This window comes from Pyxidicoccus sp. M15, from assembly GCF_056858435.1.
The window spans coordinates 5977437-5996730 of the sequence record NZ_CM166495.1 but is presented as its reverse complement, the minus strand read 5'-3'; the positions used below and the strand labels follow the sequence as shown (position 1 = coordinate 5996730).

The window sequence follows — 19294 nt, the reverse complement described above, 5'->3', positions numbered from 1 at the left end:
CTCGGGCCTCACATCTCCGTCTCACCCAGGCCGAGCTTCTTGCGCAGAGGGCCCATGCGCTCGCCCAGCGCGGCCTGGACCTCGGGCGTCAGCACCGCGCGGCCGTCGCCCACCACGCCCTTGCGGATGAAGCCTGGCCTGGAGGCGCTCGGGTCGAACAGGGGCACTCGCACGTCAAAACGGCCATCGTGCTGCTTCATGTAGGCGAAGCTGCACTTCTCCAGGATGGCGCCCATGCGGTCCTCTTCGAGGGTGACGCCCAGAAAGCGCGCCACCTTCCGGATGCTGCCCTCCAGGTCCGCGGCCAGGTCCTCGTAACGCAGGTGGAGGACGTTCGGGTCCGCGCGGTGCGGCCACCAGGACTCCAGGTGCCAGAACCACCGCTTCAGCATGAAGTCCCGGCGGATGAAGGGGACGTCGAGCTTGTGCCGGTAGCCCGTCTCCAGGCAGACGTGGTTGTGGACCGAGACCAGCGAGTCCGCCGCGTTGCGGGTGACGTAGATGATGCGGCTGTCCGGGGGCGGAGCCACCAGCCAGTAGGGCATGTGCGTCTTCAGGATGCGGGGTGAAGGCAGCGCGTCCAGCACGCGCTCCGCGAAGCCCCGGAACATCAGTTGCTCCAGGTAGGGGGACACCTGGGAGATGTGCTCGAACTCGCCCCTGCCGCCAGTGAGGACCTGGTGGACGATCTGCTGCATCCACGTCGTGCCCGTCTTCGGCGCGGTGGCCACGTAGATGTCTCCGGGCCGCGGCTTGAGCAGCGCGTAGCGCAGCTGGAACCACCGCAGCACAACGGTCGCCAGCATCGTGGGAATGCTGAGGAGGTTCACGAGGCCGAGCAGGCCGCCCAGCACCCCGCGGATGGCGCGCTGCCGAAAGGACGCGTCAGGCCCATGCCGTGCCCTCCCCTGCGGGCCTGCGGGAGGCTGCGCTTCCGGCGCCCCCTGTGGCGCGCGCAGGGCGTTGACTTCCTTGTCTGTCATGTGGCGCAACCCCAGTCGTTTCGCGGGCCGCGCCCGCCAACCACTCAAATGGCTTTCAGGAGACCCTCGACGCGCGGCGCATAGTAGAGGCTGAAGAGTGCCGCGACCAGCAGTCACGGGCCTCTCCCGCAAAGGCATTCGCCGGATGCGCGGCGCTTCGGGCGCCCTCCCCCTTGACCACGGCCGTGCCAGCGCCGGGGCGTTCCAGGGGGCTTTGGTCGATTGTCGTGAAAATATAGGTCAGATGACCTAAATAGTCCGCAATGCGGCGCGGATGGACCGTGCGCGGGCAGCGGAGCGAGCCATGGAGTCCGAGGGCAGTGTCGTGCTGGTGGGCGGTTACGGCGTGGTGGGCATGCGGCTCGCGGAGTTGCTGCGGGAGCGGCATCCGGGCCTTCCGTTGGTCATCGCCGGACGCCGGCGGGAGCCCGCGGAGGCGCTGGCCCGGCGGCTGGGGAATGCGGAAGCGGCGGTGGTGGACGTGGCGGCCCCTGCCCCACTGGCGGCCCTGCCCGGCCGGCCCCGGGCGGTGGTGTCGCTGGTCAATGACCCGGACGACGCGGTGCTGCGCGCGGCGGTGCGACAGGGGCTGGCGGTGCTGGACATCACCCGCTGGACGTCTCGGGTGAAGACGGCGGTGCTGCGGCTGTCGGGGACACCCATGCGGGCGCCCGTCCTGCTCAGCTCCGCGTGGATGGCGGGACTGGTGCCCAGGCTGGTCGCGGGCGTGGCGGAGCGCGTGGGCGGAATCGAGCGGGTCGACGTGGGCATCCGCTTCGCCATGGCGGACCAGGCCGGCCCGGACTCGCTGGAGTACATGGACCGGCTGGGATTGACCTTCGAAGTCACCGAGGAGGGCAAGGAGCGGCGGGTGCTGCCGCTGACGGACGGCCGGCGGGTGACGCTCTCGGATGGGCGTGCCACGCGCGTCTTCCGGCTCGACACGCCCGAGCAGGCCACCCTGCCGCTGGTGCTGGGGGCGCGCACGGTGTCGACGCGGCTGGGGTTCGACTCGGGCACCGTCACCTGGCTGCTCGCGGCGCTCCAGCGACTCGGGCTGCTCCGGTTGCTCCAGCATCCCCGGCTGACGCCCATGCGGCGCGCGCTGATGGCCAGCAGCGGCACGGGGGGCGAGGCAGCGTGGGTGGCGGACGTGGAGGGCGCGCGGGGCGCGCTGCGCATCGAGGTGGTGGACCCGAAGGGACAGGCACACCTCACGGCCGCGGGCGCGCTGGTGGGGGTGGAGCGGCTGCTCGGGCTGGATGGCGCGCCGCCCCCCGCCGCGGGCGTGTGGTTCCCCGAGCACGACGCGCGCCCCGAGCAGGCGCTGGCGGCCCTGCGCGCGTGCGGCGTGCAGGTGCGGTTCGAGGAGCACCTGCGGCAGGAGGCGGCCTGATGGCACGCGCCCCCCGGCGGAAGCTCCCCTCCGCGAAGCCCCGTGAGGGCACGGCGGTGCATGCCAAGGGAACCGGGCGCGTGGAGTCCATCCTCGATGCGGCCACCGACACGCTGGTCGAGGACGGACACGCGGGCCTCACACTGCGCAGGGTGGCCCAGCGGGCGGGGCTCAGCGTGGGCAACCTCCAGTACTACTTCCCCGCGAAGCAGGACGTGGTGCGGGCCCTGCTCGCGCGCTACCTGGAGGTGGCCAGCCAGCGCGTGCGCTCGCGGGTGGACGAAGGAGGCAGTGCGCCCGTGGAGCGGCTCCGCCGCGCGCTGGAGGCGCTGCTGGAGGACCAGGAGTCGCCGCGTCACTGCCAGCTCTTCGCGGAGCTGTGGGCGCTCGCCGCGCGGGACGCGATGGTCTCCGACGCGCTCGCCGTCTTCTACGCGGGCTTCCGGGCGGGAATCGTGGAGTTGCTGCGGGAGCTCACGCCCGGGCTCGCCCCCTCGCGCCTGGAGCGCCGCGCGGCGCTGGTGGTCGCCTTCCTGGAGGGACTGTCCCTCTTCAGGGGAGGAGGAGCGCTCCGCGCGGCCTCGGTGCCGGGGCTGGAGCAGGAGCTGCGCGCCGTGCTGGAGGAAGCCCTGGAAGGCGTCCCCCACGCCGGCGCGCGGCCCAGGGACTAGTTCGTGTCCTGCGTCCCCATGCAGTTGTGGCCCAGGATGGTCTGGCGGGTCTCGTCGAGGTTCGACCACCAGGCCTGGCTGTTGATGTGGTAGTCCCACAGGTTCACGCCATCCGCGTCGCTCTCCCGGTCCTCGCGGTTGGCCGTGCCGTTCGGGAAGACGCCCCACCGCAGCGCGATGTCGAGGGTGCTCGAGTTCTTCTGGTCGTCCTGTCCCGCGGGTGCCACGGCCAGCTCGTTGTCGGAGTCGTCCAGGTCCCAGAAGGACTTCACCACCTGGGCCTCGAGGCCCTTGTTGTCGGTGCACACCGGCGCGATGGGCTCCGCCTCCACGAAGTCGCTTCCGAAGCGGCTGGGCGCGGAGGCCGGGTTCTCCGGGTCCCAGAGCGAGGCGATGGCCACGTACCCCGCCCAGCCCTCGGAAGTGGCACACGACTCGTGCTCCGTGAGCTCCAGGGAGTGGCCGGAGCCATTGAGGGAGCAGTCGTTCGTCAGGTTGTCCTCGTCGAACTGCTGCATCTGCAGCACGTGTCCGAGCTCATGCGCCGCCGACTGGGCCTGGTCGCCGCGCGTCCCCCCCACCTGGTACTTGTTCTGGTTGTGGGCCGCGCTGCCCGACTCCGGCCAGACCATGTCGATGTCCTCGGCCTCGAGGATGCTGGAGTAGACCTGGAGCATGTGCTGGGAGCTGTCGAGCGACATCGCCCGCCCGCCCCGCTCCGTGGTGCTGTCGGTCGTCACCAGCAGATACCCGGGCTGGTTGCACGCCGCGCCACTCTGGCAGTTGGAGACCGCGTTCGGACGCCACGTCACACCGCCGTAGCGGTTGTTGGCCAGGTCCCGCGCCACGACCTTGGGACCGCCGGCCGTGCCACGGACCTCCGACTTCCAGACGACGTACGGGTCCGGATGCGTCTCTCCCTTGAAGTAGCTCTCGCCCTCCCACTCGAAGGTGGCGCAGCCCCCCGTCGGATTCACCAGGATCCACGTGCCGATGTACTCGTCGTCGCTCGTGTCGTCCTTGTCCCAGATTTCCACCAGCGCGCCCACCGGATGGGTGTAGTCGCCGTCCGGCTGCGTCGTGAAGTTGTGGAACTCCTGGTGGCAGGCGCGCTTCGCGCCCGGGTCGGACGGCGTCGGGCAATCGATGCGCTCGTCCTTGAGAAGCAGCTCGAAGCAATAGGTCCGCGTCGCGGCGGAGGCGGCAGGGGCCAGCAGGCTCACGGCCAGCGCGGCGGTCAGGCACAGGGGCGTCTTCATGATGGGATTCTCCGGGGCCTACTGGCCCTGCTCGCTGTTGTCGGGGGTGCTGTAGGCCGTGCCACTCTCCACGAGCGGCAGCAGGTTCGTCGGGATGACGGACTGCCTCGCCGCGAGGACGCCGGGATGGGCAGGCTCGACAGTCCCCAGCTTGTTCTTCCGCTGCGACGCGGGGTCGACCAGCGCGGAGTACGAAGCGAGCGTCAGGCGCTGGGCCACGCCATTGATGACGCGGAAGTAGACGGTGCGCCGCTCGCGGAACGGCGCCCGGCTTCGCGCCCCCGTCGCCGGGACGTGGCTCACTTCGAGCCAGCGGCTGTACACCCCGTCCGGCAACGCCGGCGCCCCTTCCGGACGCGGGGGAGCGTCGACAAAGAAGCGTCCTTGCGCGTCCGTCTGGAGCGCGAGCTGCGCCACCACCGGGACGCCCTGCACCGCCGAAGCGCCGGCATCGACGAGCGTTCCCGCGATGCGGTTGTAGACGGTGGTGACCGTCACGGTGCTGGGGGCCACGCGGAGCGCGAGCCCGAAGCGAAAGCTGCTCCCGTCGTCGACGATTTCTGCGAGCGAGGAGGGGTCCGTGGCAAGCGCCAGCTTCGGAACGAGGAACGCGAGTGTGACAGCCCACAGCAACGCGCCGGGCACGCGCTTTCGATGCAATGACATGTGAAGGCTCCGTGGTCGCCTCACCGGGACGGTGAGCGCGAACACAGGGCTATTCGCGACGCCGGAATTGAATCTGACAGCGGTCGTGAAGATGCGTCGGCGTCAGGGCGCGAACCCGTGTCCTGAAAGTCCGCGCCATGGCAGGCTTGCATCGGAAAAGGGGGACGGGTCCATGGACACGCTTGCCTGCGGCCACACCGCGCCCATCGCAGGGCATTTCTGTACACATCTCCTGGCGGACGAGGACGCGGATTATCACGTCCGCTTCACGGGTCGGGGGACCGACCACGAACTGCTTTGTGCCGCCTGTGCCAGGGCCCCGACGCCGAACGAGGCACTCCGCGCTGTCTGTGGCGACTGCATGCGGGGGCGACTGGACCAGGTTCTCAGTTCGCTCGGCGTCATGGGCCGGCCGGAGGTGCGCTCCCGTCAGACGGCGCTCCGGTTCGAGCACCGGGAACACACCTTCCCCGGGCTGGCTGGCACCGCGCTCCGTGCGCTCACCCCCTTTGGAGATCAGCCCCGCTCGAGCTGGCTCGCGGTGGACGCGAGGGGCGGGCTCCTTCGCATCGACCTCGACGATGGCGCGCTCACCCACCTCGGCTCGGTGGGCGCGGAGGACCTCCAGCTCTCGAAGCCACTCGCGCTGCACGCCTCACCCTGTGGGCGCTTCGCCGCCGTGGTGAACGTATCCGGCCAGAAGGGCGTCGTCGTGGACCTGGAGTCTGGCGCGCTGACGATGAAGCTCGACCGTGGCACCTACCGCGTAGAGCACTGCGTGTTCTCCGTGGCTTTCTTCAGGAGCGGGGCGAGGACACTCCTCGTGCACGCGACGGGCTGGAACCGGCTCGACGTGTCGGACCCCGCCACGGGCGAGCTGCTGACACCCCGAGACCTCCCAACACGGTGGGGCCAGGGCGAGCCGAGACCCGCGCACTACCTCGACTACTTCCACTGCGGTCTGACGCTTTCTCCGGATGGGGCGTGGCTGGTGGACGACGGGTGGGTGTGGCACCCGATGGGCATGCTGAAGAGCTTCTCGCTGCGCCGGTGGCTGCAAGAGAACGTGTGGGAGTCCGAGGACGGGCCCTCCGTGAAGGAGCTCCGCACCTGTGATGCCCACTGGGACGGCCCGAGGTGCTTCGTGGGAGAGCGCACCCTGGCGGTCTGGGGCTTCGGCGGCGACGCGTCCTATCTGCTCGACGCGGTGATGCTTTACGACGTGGAGAGCAGAGCGCTGCTCCGCTGGTTCCCGGGCCCCCCGCGCGGCGAGCTCAACAGGGATGGTGACTTCCTGCTCGTGAGCGCGAAGGACCACGGCACGTCCGTGTGGGACCTGGAGACGGGCGAGCGGCTCCACCAGGACTCGGACCTGCTACCCGCTGCCTGGCACCCGGCGGCGAGGCGCTTCCTGACGGTCCTCGGCGATGGCGTGCTGCGTGAGAGTGAGCTGGGTGGCGCGCCGGAGTAGGTCCGGCGCTTTCGAAGCCGGGGCAGACCGCAATCAGCCGGTCGTTGGCTTGCCGGTGTAGACCGCCAGTTGAGCGGCGAAGGCCCGCTTGTAGGCGGGCCGCGCTTCGCCGCGGGCGACATAAGCAGCCAGGTTCGGGTATTCGTCCAGCAAGCCCGATGCTCTCAACCTGAGCAGCACCGACACCATCAGAAGGTCGCCCGCGATGAACGCTCCATCGAGCCAGTCAGCATCACCCAGGCGAATGGAAAGTGGGCTCAGCCTGCTGCGAACGCGATCCTTCACCAGAGGAAGGCGCTCCGCGCTCCAGGGCTTGTCGCTTTCGAGCAGCTTCGCGTTCGCAAGCTCGAGGATGGGCGGTTCCACGGAGTTGAGCGCGGCGAACATCCAGGTGATCGCGCGCGCCCGGGCATTGACCTCATCTGGCAGCAAGCCTGCATGTCGCTCGGCGATGTGAAAGACGATTGCCCCTGTCTCGAACAGCGTGAGGTCGCCTTCCTCATAGGTCGGAATCTGGCCGAAAGGATGAAGCGCCAGATGCGCGGGCTCCTTCATCGCACCAAACGAAACAAGGCGAACCTGGTAGGGCTGGCCCACTTCCTCGAGCGCCCAGCGAACGCGCGTATCACGCGCCAGTCCCTTGCCGCCATCGGGTGAGTGTTCAAAGGCGGTAATGGTGATGGTCATCGAGACGCTCCTCCTTGGCGAACATCCTCGGCTGATGGCGGAAGCCATCCGTTCCAGGCTTCTTCGCGCGCCGACGCCTCCTCCACAAGCTCGAACCCAGGGAGGACGCCCCCGGCACGGCGGGTGGACACCCGCGCGGCGGCACCTCTAGAGTCCTCCGCCTTCATGACGCGCAGCGTGACGGAGGGAACCGCGGAGCTGGTGGAGCGAGCGCTCGCCCGGGATGGCGAGGCGCTGCGCGCATTGGTGGATGCGCTCACCCCGGTCATCCAGGCCCGCGTGGCGCGAGCCCTGCTGCGCCGGGCCGCGTCCGCGAGCGGCCGGAACATCCGCCAGGAGGTGGCGGACCTGACGCAGGACGTGTTCGCCGTCCTCTTCGCCGAGCAGGGCAAGGCGCTGCGGACGTGGAAGCCCGAGCGAGGCCTGTCACTGACCAACTTCGTCGGCTTCGTCGCCGAGCGGCAGGTGGCCTCCATCCTCCGGACGACGCGCCGCAGCCCCTGGACGGAGGACCCCACGTTGATGGAGGAGCTCGACACCCCCGAGGACTCCCCGAGCGTGGAGCTGCGACTGGAATCCCAGCAGATGCTGGAGGCCCTCCTGGACCGCCTGCGCGAGGAGCTCAGCCCGCTGGGCCTCTCCCTCTTCGAGCTCATCTTCATCCAACAGCGCACGGTGCCCGAGGTCTGCGAGCAGATGGGGATGAGCCGGGAGGCCGTCTACGCCTGGCAGAGCCGGCTGGGAAAGCTGAGCCGCAGGCTCGGCGCGGAACTCTTGTCAGATTCACAAGCCGCGCCGCGAATACGCAAAGCGAGTGACACTCCATGAGCGACAAACTTCTCCTCGAGCTGGGCCGCGTGGCGCGGGAGCGCCAGCGTGCCGAGTCGCGCGACGAGCGCTGGGAGTCACTCACGGAAGGGACGCTCTCGGAGGACGAGCTGCGGGAATTGGAGCGGCTTGCCGCGGAGGACCCCTCCGCCGCGGAGGCCTTCGAGGCCTTCCGTCCGCTGCATGCTGCCGCGCGGGAGCACATCGCGGCGCGCCTGGAGCGGGAGCTCGCGGAGGAGCCCGCCCGGGAAGCATTGCCTCCCGCCCAGGAAGCACCACCTTCCGTCCGGGCGGCACCGGCTCCTGCCCCAGAAGCACCTCCTTCCGTCCGGGCAGCACCGGCTCCCGCCCCGGAAGCACCTCCTTTCATCCGGGCAGCACCGGCTCCTGCCCCAGAAGCGCCGCCATCCGTCCGGGCAGCACCAGCTCCTGCCCCGGAAGCGTCGCCTTCCGTCCGGGTGGCACCGGCTCCTGCCCCGGAAGCGCCGCCTTCCGTCCGGGAAGCACCTCCCGCCCGCAAGCACCGCTGGAGGAGGCTCGCGCCGGCGCTGGGGGCCGTGGCCGCCGCCGCCGCAGTCCTTCTGCTCGTCCTCCCCAGGGAGGCGCCACCGCTGCCGGGCTACACCCTGTCCATCTCCAGCGAGCAGGCGGTGCGCGCGGGAGCACCGGAGCCGGAGGTGCCGCGCCTGGGTCCCGGCTCGCGGCTCGACGTCCTCGTGCGCCCGGAGCAGGCGGTGGAGGGGCCCGTCGAGGTGCGCGCCTTCCTCCTGCGACCGGGCGAGGCACGGGCCTGGACACCGCCCCTGGAGCGCTCCGCGGACGGCGCGGTGCGCATCCAGGGTCCAGTGGAAGCGCTGCTCTCCCTCCCACCGGGCGAGTGGACCCTGGCCATCGCCGTGGGGCGCCCCGGGACGCTCCCGGACGCACCGGGCGAGGTGCTCGCCCGGGTCGAGGAGGGCCGCGCGCCAGAGGCGGGCACCTGGCGGCTGCTCACCCGGAAGTTCCTGCTCGTGGACCGCCCGTGAGACGTGCCTCGCTGCTGCTGGCCCTGGCGCTCGTGCTCACCAGCGGGGCCTGCCAGTGCCAGCGCCAGGCGCCCGCCGCGACTCCCCCACCCTCGCCATCGCTGCGCGTCGGATTCGCCGGCTGCGCCGCCGTCCTGGGGGGACCGGTGTGTGAGCTCCCCGGGGACCGCCGCCTGCGGCTCTGGGTGGAGCTCCCCGCGCGGGTGGCAATGACTGTCTCGGCGGGTGGGGCCCGGCTTCCCGTGGAGGAGCGGGAGGCAGCGGGCGGGCGCGCCTGCACCTTCGTGGTTCCAGCTGGAGCCACGGAGGTGGTGCTGGAGGCGGCGCTGCCCGGCGGCCCGGCGATGTGGCGACTGCCCGTGCGGGAGACGGAGCCCGTGCCCCTGCTCCAGCGCGCGACGGCGCTGCGCTCGGAGGGGAAGCCCGAAGACGCGGCGCGCCTGCTGCGCGAGGAGGCCCCGGCGCTTCCGGACGTCGCTCGCGCGCGGGCGAAGAGCATCCTGGCCCGTGTCGAGCTGTCACTGGGCCACTCCGATGAGGCGGTGGCACTGCTCAGGGAAACGCTGACGCTGCACCGCCACGCGCGGCGCATCTCGGACGAGACCAGCGACGCGATGGTCCTCACCTATACGCTCATCCACCACGGGCGCCGCTTCACCGAGGCGCGTGAGGTGCTCGGAGCGCTGGGCCCCCTGGAGGCAAGTCATCCCGAGGGGAGCGCCCACTTCGCCTATCACGAGGGGCTGCTGGCCCTCGAGTCGGGGGACCCCGGCACCGGGCTCCGGCACTTCACCGAGGCGGCGCTGCTCGCGGAGCGGCTGGGCATCGTTCGCCTGCAGCGGGCGGTGCGGCAGGTGCTGGCGACGACGCTCCAGTCCCTGGGCCGCGACGCCGAGTCCCTCGCGCTGCTGGAAGTGCTGCGGGCGGAGACAGGGGCCTCCGACTGTGAGCGGGCGGATCTGCTCACCAACATCGGCTGGGGGCTGCTGCTCGCGCGGGAGTCCGGTGGCCCGCCCCGGGGTGAGCCGGTGCCCCCGCTGGAGGAGGCACTCGCGCTCTACCGCGGGGTGTGTGCCAGTCCCGATGACGAGGCCAATGTCCTGGTGAACCTGGCGCTGGCGGAGCTGCATGCGGGGCGCGCCGGGGCCGCGGCGGCCCGGCTGCGGGAGGCCCGCCGCGCGCGCCCCGAGCCGGGAGCTCGCCTCGCCCTGTGGTGGCTGGACCTGGAGGGGCGCATCCTCCTGGAGGCCGGGCACGCGCGCCAGGCGCGGCACCTCTTCGCGCGACTGGCCGAGCTGGCCGAGGCGTCGGCCTCACCCGAAGCCCGCTGGCGCGCGGCGTTCGGCCGGGCCCGGGCCGCGGAGCAGCTCGGTGACGTGCGCGCGGCGCTCGAGACGTATGCCCAGGCCGAGGACCTGCTGGACGGCGAGGCCCTGCGGGTGCCGCTCATGGAGGGCCGGCACGTGTTCCTGCGCGAGCGCGAGCGCGGCAGCCGCGCGTACGTGGCGCTTGCGGTGAAGGCGGGACAGACGGCGGAGGCCCTGGAGGTGGCCCGGCGCGCGCGGGCCCGGGTGCTCGAGGCCGTGCGGCTGACCGACAGGGTGACGCACCTGCCGGCGGCAGCGCGCGCCCGATGGGACGCGGCCCTCTCCGCCTACCGCCAGGAGCGCGAGGCGCTGGATGAAGAGGCCGCGCGGGACTGGCGGCTGGCCGCGGCCCGGCTCGCGGAGGTCCGCCAGGCCCGACGGCTGCGCGAGGAGCGGCTGCGGGCGCTGCTGGAGGAGGCGTTCTCCCTCCTGGCGCCGGCCTCCGCGGGCAGCCCCACCCGCAACGTGCGCGCCCGCCCCGGCCCCGGTGAGCTCTGGCTCGTCTACGCCCCGGCACCGCGTGGCTGGGTCGGCTTCGCGGCCGACGAGCGCCACGTAACGGCCCGCTTCCTCGAGCCCCTCGCTCCCGGCGCTACTCCCGCGACGCTGGCCGCCACCCTGCTGGAGCCCTTTCACGAGGAGCTTGCCTCCGCCAGGCGCGTCACCCTGGTCCCCTACGGCATGCTTCGCACCGTGGACTTCCACGCCCTGCCCTTCCAGGGCGACGCCCTGGTCGCGGGGCGTCCCGTGGCCTACGCGCTGGACGTGGCGAGCCCGGCGCCGGACGGGGCCGAAGCCCGGGAGCGCACCGCGCTCATCGTCGCGGACCCCGAGGGCAACCTCCCCCAGGCGCGGGAGGAGGCACGGCGCGTCCACGAGGCGCTGAGCGAGGACTGGCGGGTCCAGGTGCTGTCGGGCTCCGCCGCGACGGGCTCCGGGGTTCGCGCCGCACTCGAGGGCGCGGAGCTCTTCCACTACGCGGGACATGGGCGCTTCGCGGGGCTCGGCGGGTGGGAGAGCACGCTGCCCCTCCACGAGGGGCGGCTGATGGTGGGGGACGTGCTGGCCCTGCGCCGCGTGCCCGCCTGGGTGGTGCTCTCCGGCTGCGAGACGGTGCGCGCGGCCCAGGACTCCCCGGTGGAGGGCCTGGGGCTGGCGCAGGCCTTCCTCGCCGCTGGCGCCCGGGGGGCCGTGGCCGCATGGCGCGAGGTGGACGACACACACGCCATGGAGCTGATGCGGGCGCTCTACCGCCATGGCGGCCCCCGCACCTCCACCGAGCTGCCGGACGCGCTCCGCCGCGCCCAGCTCGAGCTTCGCGCCAGCCGGCCGGAGGCGGACTGGGCCGCCTTCCGCGCACTCGTTCCATAGCCGCACCCCATCGGGAGACACTCACATGAAGCCCGTCCGCTTTCTGGTTGCCGGCATCCTGGCGTTCGCAGTCATGGCCTGTTCACCCTCGGGAGCAGCGCTCGAAGAAGGAGGGAGCCCGGCCCTGGCGCGGCGGGAGCTCGGTCTGGACGCCGGCGCGCCGCCGTGCCCCATCGATGGAGGCACCTGCGTCCCCGTGTCGCCGCCCATCACCCAGGAGGCGGCCTGCCCGAGCAACCGCTGGATTGCCGTCCTGGCGGATGGCGTCGACAGCTGTCCGCAGGGTCCTTCCGGCCTGGGAGGCCAGTGGGTCGGGGCACGGCTGTTCGAGGCCACGCGGGGCACGTGGTACCTGCCCCCCGGGCTCGCGCCCTTCTGTTCGTACGACTGGGCGACGTCGGGGGGAGGCCTCCCCTCGCAGCAGGCGGTGGCGATGCTGAGCTCGGGCCTGGGCGCGCGGGCTGTCCGGCTCGACCGCGACTGTCAGGTGGTGGCCCCCCTGGGCTCGAGTGCCACCGTGAAGGCCGCGTGGCAGACGCTGCACAAGGACTTCCATGCGCAGACGGGACAGGTCGCGCTCCTCCCTCCGGGCGGAGCGCTTCCGCCCGCCGAGGTGCGTGTCGCGATGGTGGACTCCGCGCCGCACGGCTACAGCGACGGCGAGGCGGTGGAGGACCGGCTCGGTCATGGTCATGCGATGGGCCGCGTCGTGCGTGAGCTGGGCTGTCCGGACGGAAGCCCGGTGTGCATTGCCCAGGTGGCCAACCACCTGGCGCTCCCCCAGGTGACGCCGAACGTGAGGGACCTGGCGCATGGGGGCTACTTCGGGGAGCAGACGCAGCTGGCGCGGTCCATCCACGCCGCGGTGACGGAGTGGCGTGGCCACAACGCGGGGCAGGTCCCCCCGGGGGAGACGGCGACGCCCCAGCCGCGCCTGGTCGTCAACCTCAGCCTCGCGTGGGACGGGCGCTATGGCGGCGCGTACAGCGGCAACCTGGTGGAGCAGCTGCCGGCGCCGGTGCGCGCGGTCCACGCCGCCATCACCCATGCCGTCTGCCGCGGGGCCGTGGTCATCGCGGCGGCGGGGAATGACCCTGGCGGACCGGACGCCGTCCAAGGCGCCATGTTCCCCGCGTACTGGGAACAGAAGCCGGCACCCGGGTTCGCGCAATGCGAGCCCCTCGAGGGCCAGGGCTACTCGTGGCCGGGAGCGTACCCTCCGTTTCCGCCCGCCGGAGTGACTGTCTACCGGCCCCTGGTCTACGCGGTGGGCGGAGTGCGGGCGGACGACGCACCGCTGGCGAGCACCCGCCCCGGGGGACGCCCTCGCCTGGCGGCACCCGGCGCGCACGCGCTGGCGACCGACATCGACGCGTCCGGCAAGCTCGTACCCACGGACATCCTCACGGGAACGTCCGTGTCCACGGCGGTGGTGTCCGGACTGGTCGCCACCGTCTGGGGCTACCGGCCCGAGCTGTCCGGGCCCGAGCTGATGGAGGGGGTCCGTCAGGCCTCGGTCGACCTGGGCACGCCCGCGGACTTCTGCCTGGGCGGGGCCCCCTGCCCGTGGGCCGCCACGGACGCGCGCCGCCGCATCCGCCGCGTCTCGCTCTGCCAGGCACTGACGAGCGCCTGTGCGGGAGGGCTGGGGCGCTGTCCGCCTTCCTCGCAGCTCCCCGTGTGCACCCCGCGTCCGGCATATGGCTCGCCGCTGCCGTCACTGGACGCGAGCGCCTGGAGCTCCATCGAGTCCAAGCTCACCCGCACCATCAACGGCTCGACGCTGAACGTGGCGTTGCCGCCGCTGCCCGTGTGCCGCCAGAGCGCGCTGCGCTCCAGCGCCTGGTACTACGACGAGACGGTCTGCCCCTTCCGCCAGTACCCAGGCATCCCGCTCCGGCCCTGGACGAACCCGCAGCCGAGCAAGAATCCCTGCACCTGCTGCCTGCTCGAGGTCGACCCCGAGGAGTTCCCCGCCCCCACCGCGACGCTCCACATCAGCATCGACAGCGAGTATTCGTCACGCAGCCTGGACTCGCCCACCCTGCTGCTGAACGGCAGGTTCGAGGTGGACCTCTCCGGCCTGCTGGAGCTCGAGGGGCAGAGCACCCTCACCGCGGGTGACGAGGTCAAGGTGTTCGACATTCCCATCGACCCGGCCTGGCTGCCCATCGAAAGCGCGGTGCTCACGCTGCACGGTGAGGAGCTGGGCATCTCGTACTCCACGTCCAGCGAGCTGCTCCTGCAATAGCGCGCGGAGGGCCGGGAGGAGAGAGGCTCTCCCTATGGACGAAACCCGATGACCCGCTTGCGGATGGCGCCGGTAAGCAGAGGTACCGGCAGTCGCGCCGGAGGCGAGGACTTGGCCCCATGCGCTTCACTCCACGAACGCGACGCCCGCGAGGACAGGATCGTGGCGGAGTTGCCACAGCGGCACGCCACCATTGGCCTCGAAAAGCGTGCCCATGACGGTCTGCCCTCCCACGGACAGCTGCTGCTCAGGCAGCGGCCACCCACCGAAGTGCAGCGCCAGGACCACACCGGACTCAAGATCAAAGATACAGGAGCCAGAGCTTCCCGAGAGTGTCGACGCATCATGAAGTACGACACTAACGTCGGAACTCGTCCACGGCCTTCGCTCGACGGCGCGAATATAGCCAGGGGAAAATCGCTTGATGCCGAACTCACTGCCAAAGCCAAACAGCCTTGGCAACGGATCCCGCCGCGAGTCAAAGCTCGGGTATCCAAGGACACCAATCGCACGCCCGGTCATTGGCTCTGGGCCTACTTGACTGACACTTAGTGCTGGAGGGACCTCATCGCCGTTTGCCAGGCGCTCACTCTTGAGCCCGAGGATTGCCAAGTCATGACTCGGATGAAGCTCGTAGGTCTCCACGGCGACCCAGGCATTGTCCCGCCCCGCCACCATCCTGCCGAAGTCGCTGCACAACTCCAATCCGTGGATGCTGCGCCAGCCTTGCGCAAGGGCCTCTCGCACGACATGCGCGTTGGTCATGACGAACCGCCGCCCATTACCATCCTGCCCTGCGACGAAACCAGTCCCCACCTGGAACGAAACACTCCTCGTGATGCCTAGATCGATCCGACACACAGAGCGTGCCAGCGTCCGCGCCACGTCCCTGGAGAGCGCTGTCCACGGACCCTGGGCGGGGGGCCTGAACTCGTCGTCATTCAGGATGAACGCGGGACGGAGCAACCACTCCAGGGTGCCCAGAGCGATGATGCCCTCGGGCATTCCAGCGACTCTTGCCGGATTGTCGAGGGCCTCGACGGCCAGTTGGGCTCGGCCAAGCCTTCGCTGGAATTCCTCCTGTAACGACACGATGCCTTGCACCTGCCCATCGGCCCCTAGCTCGTATGTGCGGCACCGCTCGACCAACTCAAGAAGATACTCCTGCGGGTCACCAGCGTCTGCGGGGACCAGGGCCTTGAGATACTCTAAAGCCTGTGACACGTGCTGATCATCACGCCACATATGATTCCTTCTCCAGGCGGCTTGCTGCGCGCACGGCCGCAGCGCGAACGCGCTCTTGAGGGTCGCTGATGGAAAGTTTGCGAAGCCACTCAAGGGCTTTCTCGGAATGGAGCATTCCAAGAGAATGCGCCACAGCTTCGCGGACCATCGGGTCCTGGTCTTCGAGCACACGGCCTATTGCAGGCAATGCATTGGGACTGCCCGAGACACCTAGAATGACTGTCGCGGCCCTTCGGCTGCTCGGGCCGCCGGTCTCCAACAACTTGCTGGCGGCCTCCACCGGGAATGAAACTCCCCTTTTCGCGGCCAAGCTGATCGACCAGGTAAGCAGGCCGTCACCTGCGGTTTGTTGATCCAGGCGCAAGAGGTTGCGCAACATCTCGTCATCAACATGGGGAGCGACATGCTCCTCGAGGAACTCGTGCTGGTGGGACGGTTTCTTGTTCGAAAGGGTCAACACGAGTACGAGGGCCAACTTCCATGGCCCCATGTCATCTTCGCCAAGAAGCTTGACGACCGGGCAGTCCGCTCCACATTCGTGATCTGCCGCCAGAGCCAGATACGCTGCGGCCCGTCGCACGGCCGCCTCGGCGTCTCCGAATGCGACCTCGACCAACTTCCCGCTCAGGTCAGGGATACCGTTACCCAAACAGGTGCGAATTGCGGTGGCCACCGCAATCTCACGCATAGACGGCTCTTTCTTGGCGAGCAAGAGCAGAGCCCTGAGCGCCGACGGAGTGGCGATTCGCGCCAGCGTCCTCGCAGCCGAACGGCGAACGTCATAGTGCGAATCCTGAAGCGCACGCCGGAGCTTGTCGATCGCACCGTCTGCATGAAGAACGTCCAGTACCTTCGCGATGCTCGCGCGAGTTCGCCAGTTTCCATCCTTTAGCCAACCTGCCACCTGCCTTTTCGACACCGCGACAGGAAGCCCCAGCGCCGCATTGGTTGCTGCGGCGCTCAGCCCGGGGGCTTCGATGTATTGGGCCACACTGATCAGGTCCTGAGTCACCGGGTCCGGTTCCTTGCCTGGCTGCCTCAGTGCATGCACAGCCAGAAGGCTCTGCTTTCTGAGCTCAGAATATTTACCCGTGCGCGCAGTGGTGACGAGCATCTCCTCCACGCCTGGGGTACCGAGCTTTCCAAGGGTGTGAGCCGCCGCTGCCGCAATCCCAGGCTGCGAGTGGCCGAGAAGACGAAGCAGCGTTGGTGTGAAAGGGGCCAGCTTGGGCGCCATGGCTGCTGGCATCCGCCCCAGTGCCTCGATCGCCAGTTGCTTTACTTCACTCTCGCGGGCCTCGAGTAGCGCGCTCAGTTGTTCGAGGTCTGGCAGGAACTCGTAGTCGATCGCAGCTCGAAGTGCGAGCACGCCAAGTCGCCACTCCGAGCGGGCAATGGCACGGGCGAGCAGCCGCGTGAGGTACTGGTTGGCACCCGCTGGGAAGCCCTGATCCCACTGCTCTTTTGCCACCGAGAGCACGAGCTCTGGAGAGGGATCGCCGATAAGTGAATCGAACAAGGCCTCCACATCGCTGTGACGGAACCTAGCCAGGGTATGGATGGCCTCCTGGCGCAGCGGCCCCTCCTTGGCGGCGGCGACGAGGATGGAGATGATCCTTGGCTCAGCTCCCTCGACCTGGGCTTCCGCAAGGGCGATTGCCGCTTCCACTCTCACCGAGAGATCAGGGTCGGACAGCACTCCCCGTAATGATTCGTGAGCCTCGGCTCCCATCCGCCTCAGAGCCTTGACTACAACCAGGCGTACCGAAGTACGCGGGTCGCTCAACGCCATACGCAGGATACCAACCGCATCCGCGCCGCCATACTCGGCAAGCGTATTGGCCGCAAGTTCACGGGTGCGGCCTTCAGGGTGTGTAAGTGAGGACGAGAGTCCCTTGAGTACCTCCGGTGTAAGCCCTACTGTCTTGAGGAGTTGGAGGGACTGGTTCCGGACGTCATCGTTCACATCACTCAGTCCCTCGAGGATGAGCGACAGGGCCCTGGGATCATTCAGCTCGCCTCGAATGAACCCGATGATGTCGCGCGACTCCAGAGCTCCGAACGAAACCGAATGGCGGTAAAGAAGCTCCCGGTCGAGTCGCCGAGCCCCGCGTCCCGCGAGCTTGAACTCACCGACGAAGCGGGCCGTGTCTAGGATGGTCGCTACGAAGTGCGGAATCTCAGGACCTAGCGGCAGATCGGGATTTTGGAGCCAATCCGAGATGGAAAGCCCGTGCATCAGCACTTCGCCCGTCTGAAGGCGCGCCCGGCCGAAATCCCTCACCAGCCGATGCATTGCCCAACGCTCGCCATTGGACTTCTCCACACGTCCGAGCACATGGACGGCTCGCAATTCCGCATAGGCCGCAGAAAACTCTTCTTCTGAATGCCTCAGATAGGAAGCACCCTCATTGATGTTGATATCTTCGTACTGCGCTTCCAACAACTCGCGGATTTCAAGACGGCTGCGCTTGGTCCCAGAAAAGCTGATCCGGAGCAGCTCTCTGTGCGCCGGCACGGGAGCAAACAGCGACGCTCGCCGCCACAAGGTACGAGACGCATCATTTCGCAACGCATCCCATGTCAATTGCAGGCAAGAATCGACCGTCTGGTGAGCGCGAACGGCCCGGTCTGGACTGAGAGTATTGACTTGGTACCTGTCGAGGCGCTCCATATAGGCTCGCGCGGACAACTCCCGGTGCTGGATGTTCCAAGCAGCAACTTCGAGCGCGAGCGCATGGCCTTCGAGACGCGCCACGAGACGGGGCAGTTCTGGATCGGCCTTCAGCCAGGGAACTGTCTTCAGCAGCAGGTCCGTCGCGGACGATGGCGGCAGCACCATCAACTCCTGATGGAGAAACGACGCATCGCCAAACATCCGGGTACGGGTTGTGACGACCAAAGGAATGCTAGGCGGAATCAGGTGCGCAACCGGAGCCCACTCCTGTGCATTGTCGAGCACGATCAGCGCCCGGTACCGAAGGCGCAGCTCGGCGGAAATGCGCGCGACACTCTCGGCGCCATCGACCTTGGACACCTTGATGCCCAGCGTCCCCGCGACGCGCTCCCACTGGGACAACAATGGCCCTGTCGCGTCGAGCCAGATGAACAGGTCGAAAGCCGCCCGCATCTGGGGATGATGGAGCAACTGGAGGATGAGCTCCGTCTTGCCAATTCCCCCCAAGCCTTCCACCGCTGCCGTGACGGCAATGGGGCGCTTGCGGTCCAAGAGCGTGGTGAGGAGCCAGTCGATCTCCGCCTCGCGGCCAACGAAGTGCACTGAGGGCCGGAACGGAATGTTGACGTACTGTGGCTCGAGTGTCCTGGCAAAGGCTTCCGTGAGAGCCTGCTCTGCGGCAGGGAACTCGGTGATGGTGCAGAGATAGTCCCCTCCATCGACGATGATGGAAAGCGGGGTCTGCCTCCACGAGGAAAAGACGTCCGTCACATACGATGCAAGGGCGCCGGCGCGCACCCGGTTCGTGTGGCCACGGGCCTTTCCCTCAATGCCCTTGAGCACGTGGTGCGAAAACACACCGAGCGCCTTCTGCTCGGAGCCCGCTTCGTCGCTCCTCTTGGTCTCCCAGCCTAACTGGTGCGCCGCACAGCCCATTAGGATCGCGCGGCCCCACTTGCCCGCGAGGCTCTGGATGACAGGCTGGGCTGCGGCCGGAGTCACCGGAACTGCGGACATGGCCGCACCGGCGTGACAGCAGTCGAAGATCGCCACGACCTCCCTGGCGGGACTGCTGGCAATTCGCTGGAGCACGGCAGCCATTTCGACGCCCTCGTCGAATGGCTCGGCGTCGGTCGTCGCGAAGAACCCGATGGTGCCATTGAGACACCCGTGCCCGTAGAAGTAGAGCAACAGCTCGCCATGGCTGTCGAACAACTCGCTCAGCTTTCGGTTGAAGGCCGCCTTCTTCACCTCGCCCGTAAGAACCTGTACGTCATAGCGCCCCGATGTCTTGAGGCACTCCGTCAGTCTCTTGACGAGTACCCGGCTACCAACGAGCGGCTCGAGAAACCCGCCCATGTAGTTTGGCGCGACGATGAGGGCCCTTCGGCTCATGG

At 69.1% G+C, this 19294-nt stretch carries 13 protein-coding genes; 7 read left to right on the top strand and 6 right to left on the bottom strand.

Annotated features, from left to right (window positions below):
• Positions 1-8: 8 nt before the first annotated feature.
• On the bottom strand, positions 9-806 hold the full coding sequence (locus ACX9TP_RS22540) for a sulfotransferase domain-containing protein (RefSeq protein ID WP_482981791.1): 798 nt from the start codon (positions 804-806) through the stop codon (positions 9-11).
• Positions 807-1287: 481 nt separating this feature from the next.
• Between ACX9TP_RS22540 and ACX9TP_RS22535 the strand changes: the two genes are divergently transcribed.
• Together ACX9TP_RS22535 and ACX9TP_RS22530 are read left to right on the top strand one after the other, a co-directional pair.
• Positions 1288-2379 carry a saccharopine dehydrogenase NADP-binding domain-containing protein gene (locus ACX9TP_RS22535; protein WP_482981790.1) on the top strand — a complete coding sequence of 364 codons (1092 nt, stop codon included), beginning with the start codon at positions 1288-1290 and terminating at the stop codon, positions 2377-2379.
• Positions 2379-3050 carry a TetR/AcrR family transcriptional regulator gene (locus ACX9TP_RS22530; RefSeq protein ID WP_482981789.1) on the top strand — a complete coding sequence of 224 codons (672 nt, stop codon included), beginning with the start codon at positions 2379-2381 and terminating at the stop codon, positions 3048-3050. Before ACX9TP_RS22535 ends, ACX9TP_RS22530 begins: the two co-directional genes overlap by 1 nt.
• Here the strand turns inward: ACX9TP_RS22530 and ACX9TP_RS22525 are convergent.
• Positions 3047-4309, bottom strand: a complete 1263-nt coding sequence (locus tag ACX9TP_RS22525; protein ID WP_482981788.1) for a hypothetical protein — start codon at positions 4307-4309, stop codon at positions 3047-3049. The two genes, ACX9TP_RS22530 and ACX9TP_RS22525, sit on opposite strands and share 4 nt — an antisense overlap.
• 18 nt (positions 4310-4327) lie before the next feature.
• Complete coding sequence (locus tag ACX9TP_RS22520) at positions 4328-4975, bottom strand: hypothetical protein (RefSeq protein WP_482981787.1); 648 nt, start codon at positions 4973-4975, stop codon at positions 4328-4330.
• A gap of 361 nt (positions 4976-5336) precedes the next feature.
• Here ACX9TP_RS22520 and ACX9TP_RS22515 point away from each other — a divergent pair, with 361 nt between their 5' ends.
• Positions 5337-6446 carry a WD40 repeat domain-containing protein gene (locus tag ACX9TP_RS22515; RefSeq protein ID WP_482981786.1) on the top strand — a complete coding sequence of 370 codons (1110 nt, stop codon included), beginning with the start codon at positions 5337-5339 and terminating at the stop codon, positions 6444-6446.
• Between the two features lie 33 nt (positions 6447-6479).
• Here the strand turns inward: ACX9TP_RS22515 and ACX9TP_RS22510 are convergent, their stop codons facing one another.
• Positions 6480-7133, bottom strand: a complete 654-nt coding sequence (locus ACX9TP_RS22510) for a glutathione S-transferase family protein (RefSeq protein WP_482981785.1) — start codon at positions 7131-7133, stop codon at positions 6480-6482.
• A 165-nt stretch (positions 7134-7298) separates the two neighbouring features.
• Between ACX9TP_RS22510 and ACX9TP_RS22505 the strand changes: the two genes are divergently transcribed.
• From ACX9TP_RS22505 to ACX9TP_RS22490, 4 genes are all read left to right on the top strand, one after another.
• Complete coding sequence (locus tag ACX9TP_RS22505) at positions 7299-7961, top strand: RNA polymerase sigma factor (RefSeq protein WP_482981784.1); 663 nt, start codon at positions 7299-7301, stop codon at positions 7959-7961.
• Positions 7958-8986 (top strand): hypothetical protein, encoded by a 1029-nt coding sequence (locus ACX9TP_RS22500; RefSeq protein WP_482981783.1) that lies wholly within the window; start codon positions 7958-7960, stop codon positions 8984-8986. Before ACX9TP_RS22505 ends, ACX9TP_RS22500 begins: the two co-directional genes overlap by 4 nt.
• Positions 8983-11724: a CHAT domain-containing protein gene (locus tag ACX9TP_RS22495; protein ID WP_482981782.1), complete on the top strand. Its 2742-nt coding sequence runs from the start codon at positions 8983-8985 to the stop codon at positions 11722-11724. Before ACX9TP_RS22500 ends, ACX9TP_RS22495 begins: the two co-directional genes overlap by 4 nt.
• A 73-nt stretch (positions 11725-11797) precedes the next feature.
• The gene (locus tag ACX9TP_RS22490; protein WP_482981781.1) at positions 11798-13975 is read left to right on the top strand and encodes a S8/S53 family peptidase; all 2178 of its coding nucleotides are present in this window, start codon (positions 11798-11800) and stop codon (positions 13973-13975) included.
• A gap of 126 nt (positions 13976-14101) precedes the next feature.
• On the opposite strand, the gene ACX9TP_RS22485 is transcribed toward ACX9TP_RS22490, so the two are convergent.
• Complete coding sequence (locus ACX9TP_RS22485) at positions 14102-15220, bottom strand: S1 family peptidase (protein ID WP_482981780.1); 1119 nt, start codon at positions 15218-15220, stop codon at positions 14102-14104.
• Complete coding sequence (locus tag ACX9TP_RS22480; RefSeq protein ID WP_482981779.1) at positions 15210-19292, bottom strand: HEAT repeat domain-containing protein; 4083 nt, start codon at positions 19290-19292, stop codon at positions 15210-15212. The genes ACX9TP_RS22485 and ACX9TP_RS22480 overlap by 11 nt, the downstream gene beginning before the upstream one ends.
• Between the last annotated feature and the right edge of the window lie 2 nt (positions 19293-19294).

Coding starts and splice junctions, on each gene's coding strand:
- ACX9TP_RS22540 (WP_482981791.1), bottom strand. CDS start 806: ATGCTGGCGACCGTTGTGCTGCGGTGGTTCCAGCTGCGCTACGCGCTG.
- ACX9TP_RS22535 (WP_482981790.1), top strand. CDS start 1,288: ATGGAGTCCGAGGGCAGTGTCGTGCTGGTGGGCGGTTACGGCGTGGTG.
- ACX9TP_RS22530 (WP_482981789.1), top strand. CDS start 2,379: ATGGCACGCGCCCCCCGGCGGAAGCTCCCCTCCGCGAAGCCCCGTGAG.
- ACX9TP_RS22525 (WP_482981788.1), bottom strand. CDS start 4,309: ATGAAGACGCCCCTGTGCCTGACCGCCGCGCTGGCCGTGAGCCTGCTG.
- ACX9TP_RS22520 (WP_482981787.1), bottom strand. CDS start 4,975: ATGTCATTGCATCGAAAGCGCGTGCCCGGCGCGTTGCTGTGGGCTGTC.
- ACX9TP_RS22515 (WP_482981786.1), top strand. CDS start 5,337: ATGCGGGGGCGACTGGACCAGGTTCTCAGTTCGCTCGGCGTCATGGGC.
- ACX9TP_RS22510 (WP_482981785.1), bottom strand. CDS start 7,133: ATGACCATCACCATTACCGCCTTTGAACACTCACCCGATGGCGGCAAG.
- ACX9TP_RS22505 (WP_482981784.1), top strand. CDS start 7,299: ATGACGCGCAGCGTGACGGAGGGAACCGCGGAGCTGGTGGAGCGAGCG.
- ACX9TP_RS22500 (WP_482981783.1), top strand. CDS start 7,958: ATGAGCGACAAACTTCTCCTCGAGCTGGGCCGCGTGGCGCGGGAGCGC.
- ACX9TP_RS22490 (WP_482981781.1), top strand. CDS start 11,798: ATGGCCTGTTCACCCTCGGGAGCAGCGCTCGAAGAAGGAGGGAGCCCG.
- ACX9TP_RS22485 (WP_482981780.1), bottom strand. CDS start 15,220: ATGTGGCGTGATGATCAGCACGTGTCACAGGCTTTAGAGTATCTCAAG.
- ACX9TP_RS22480 (WP_482981779.1), bottom strand. CDS start 19,292: ATGAGCCGAAGGGCCCTCATCGTCGCGCCAAACTACATGGGCGGGTTT.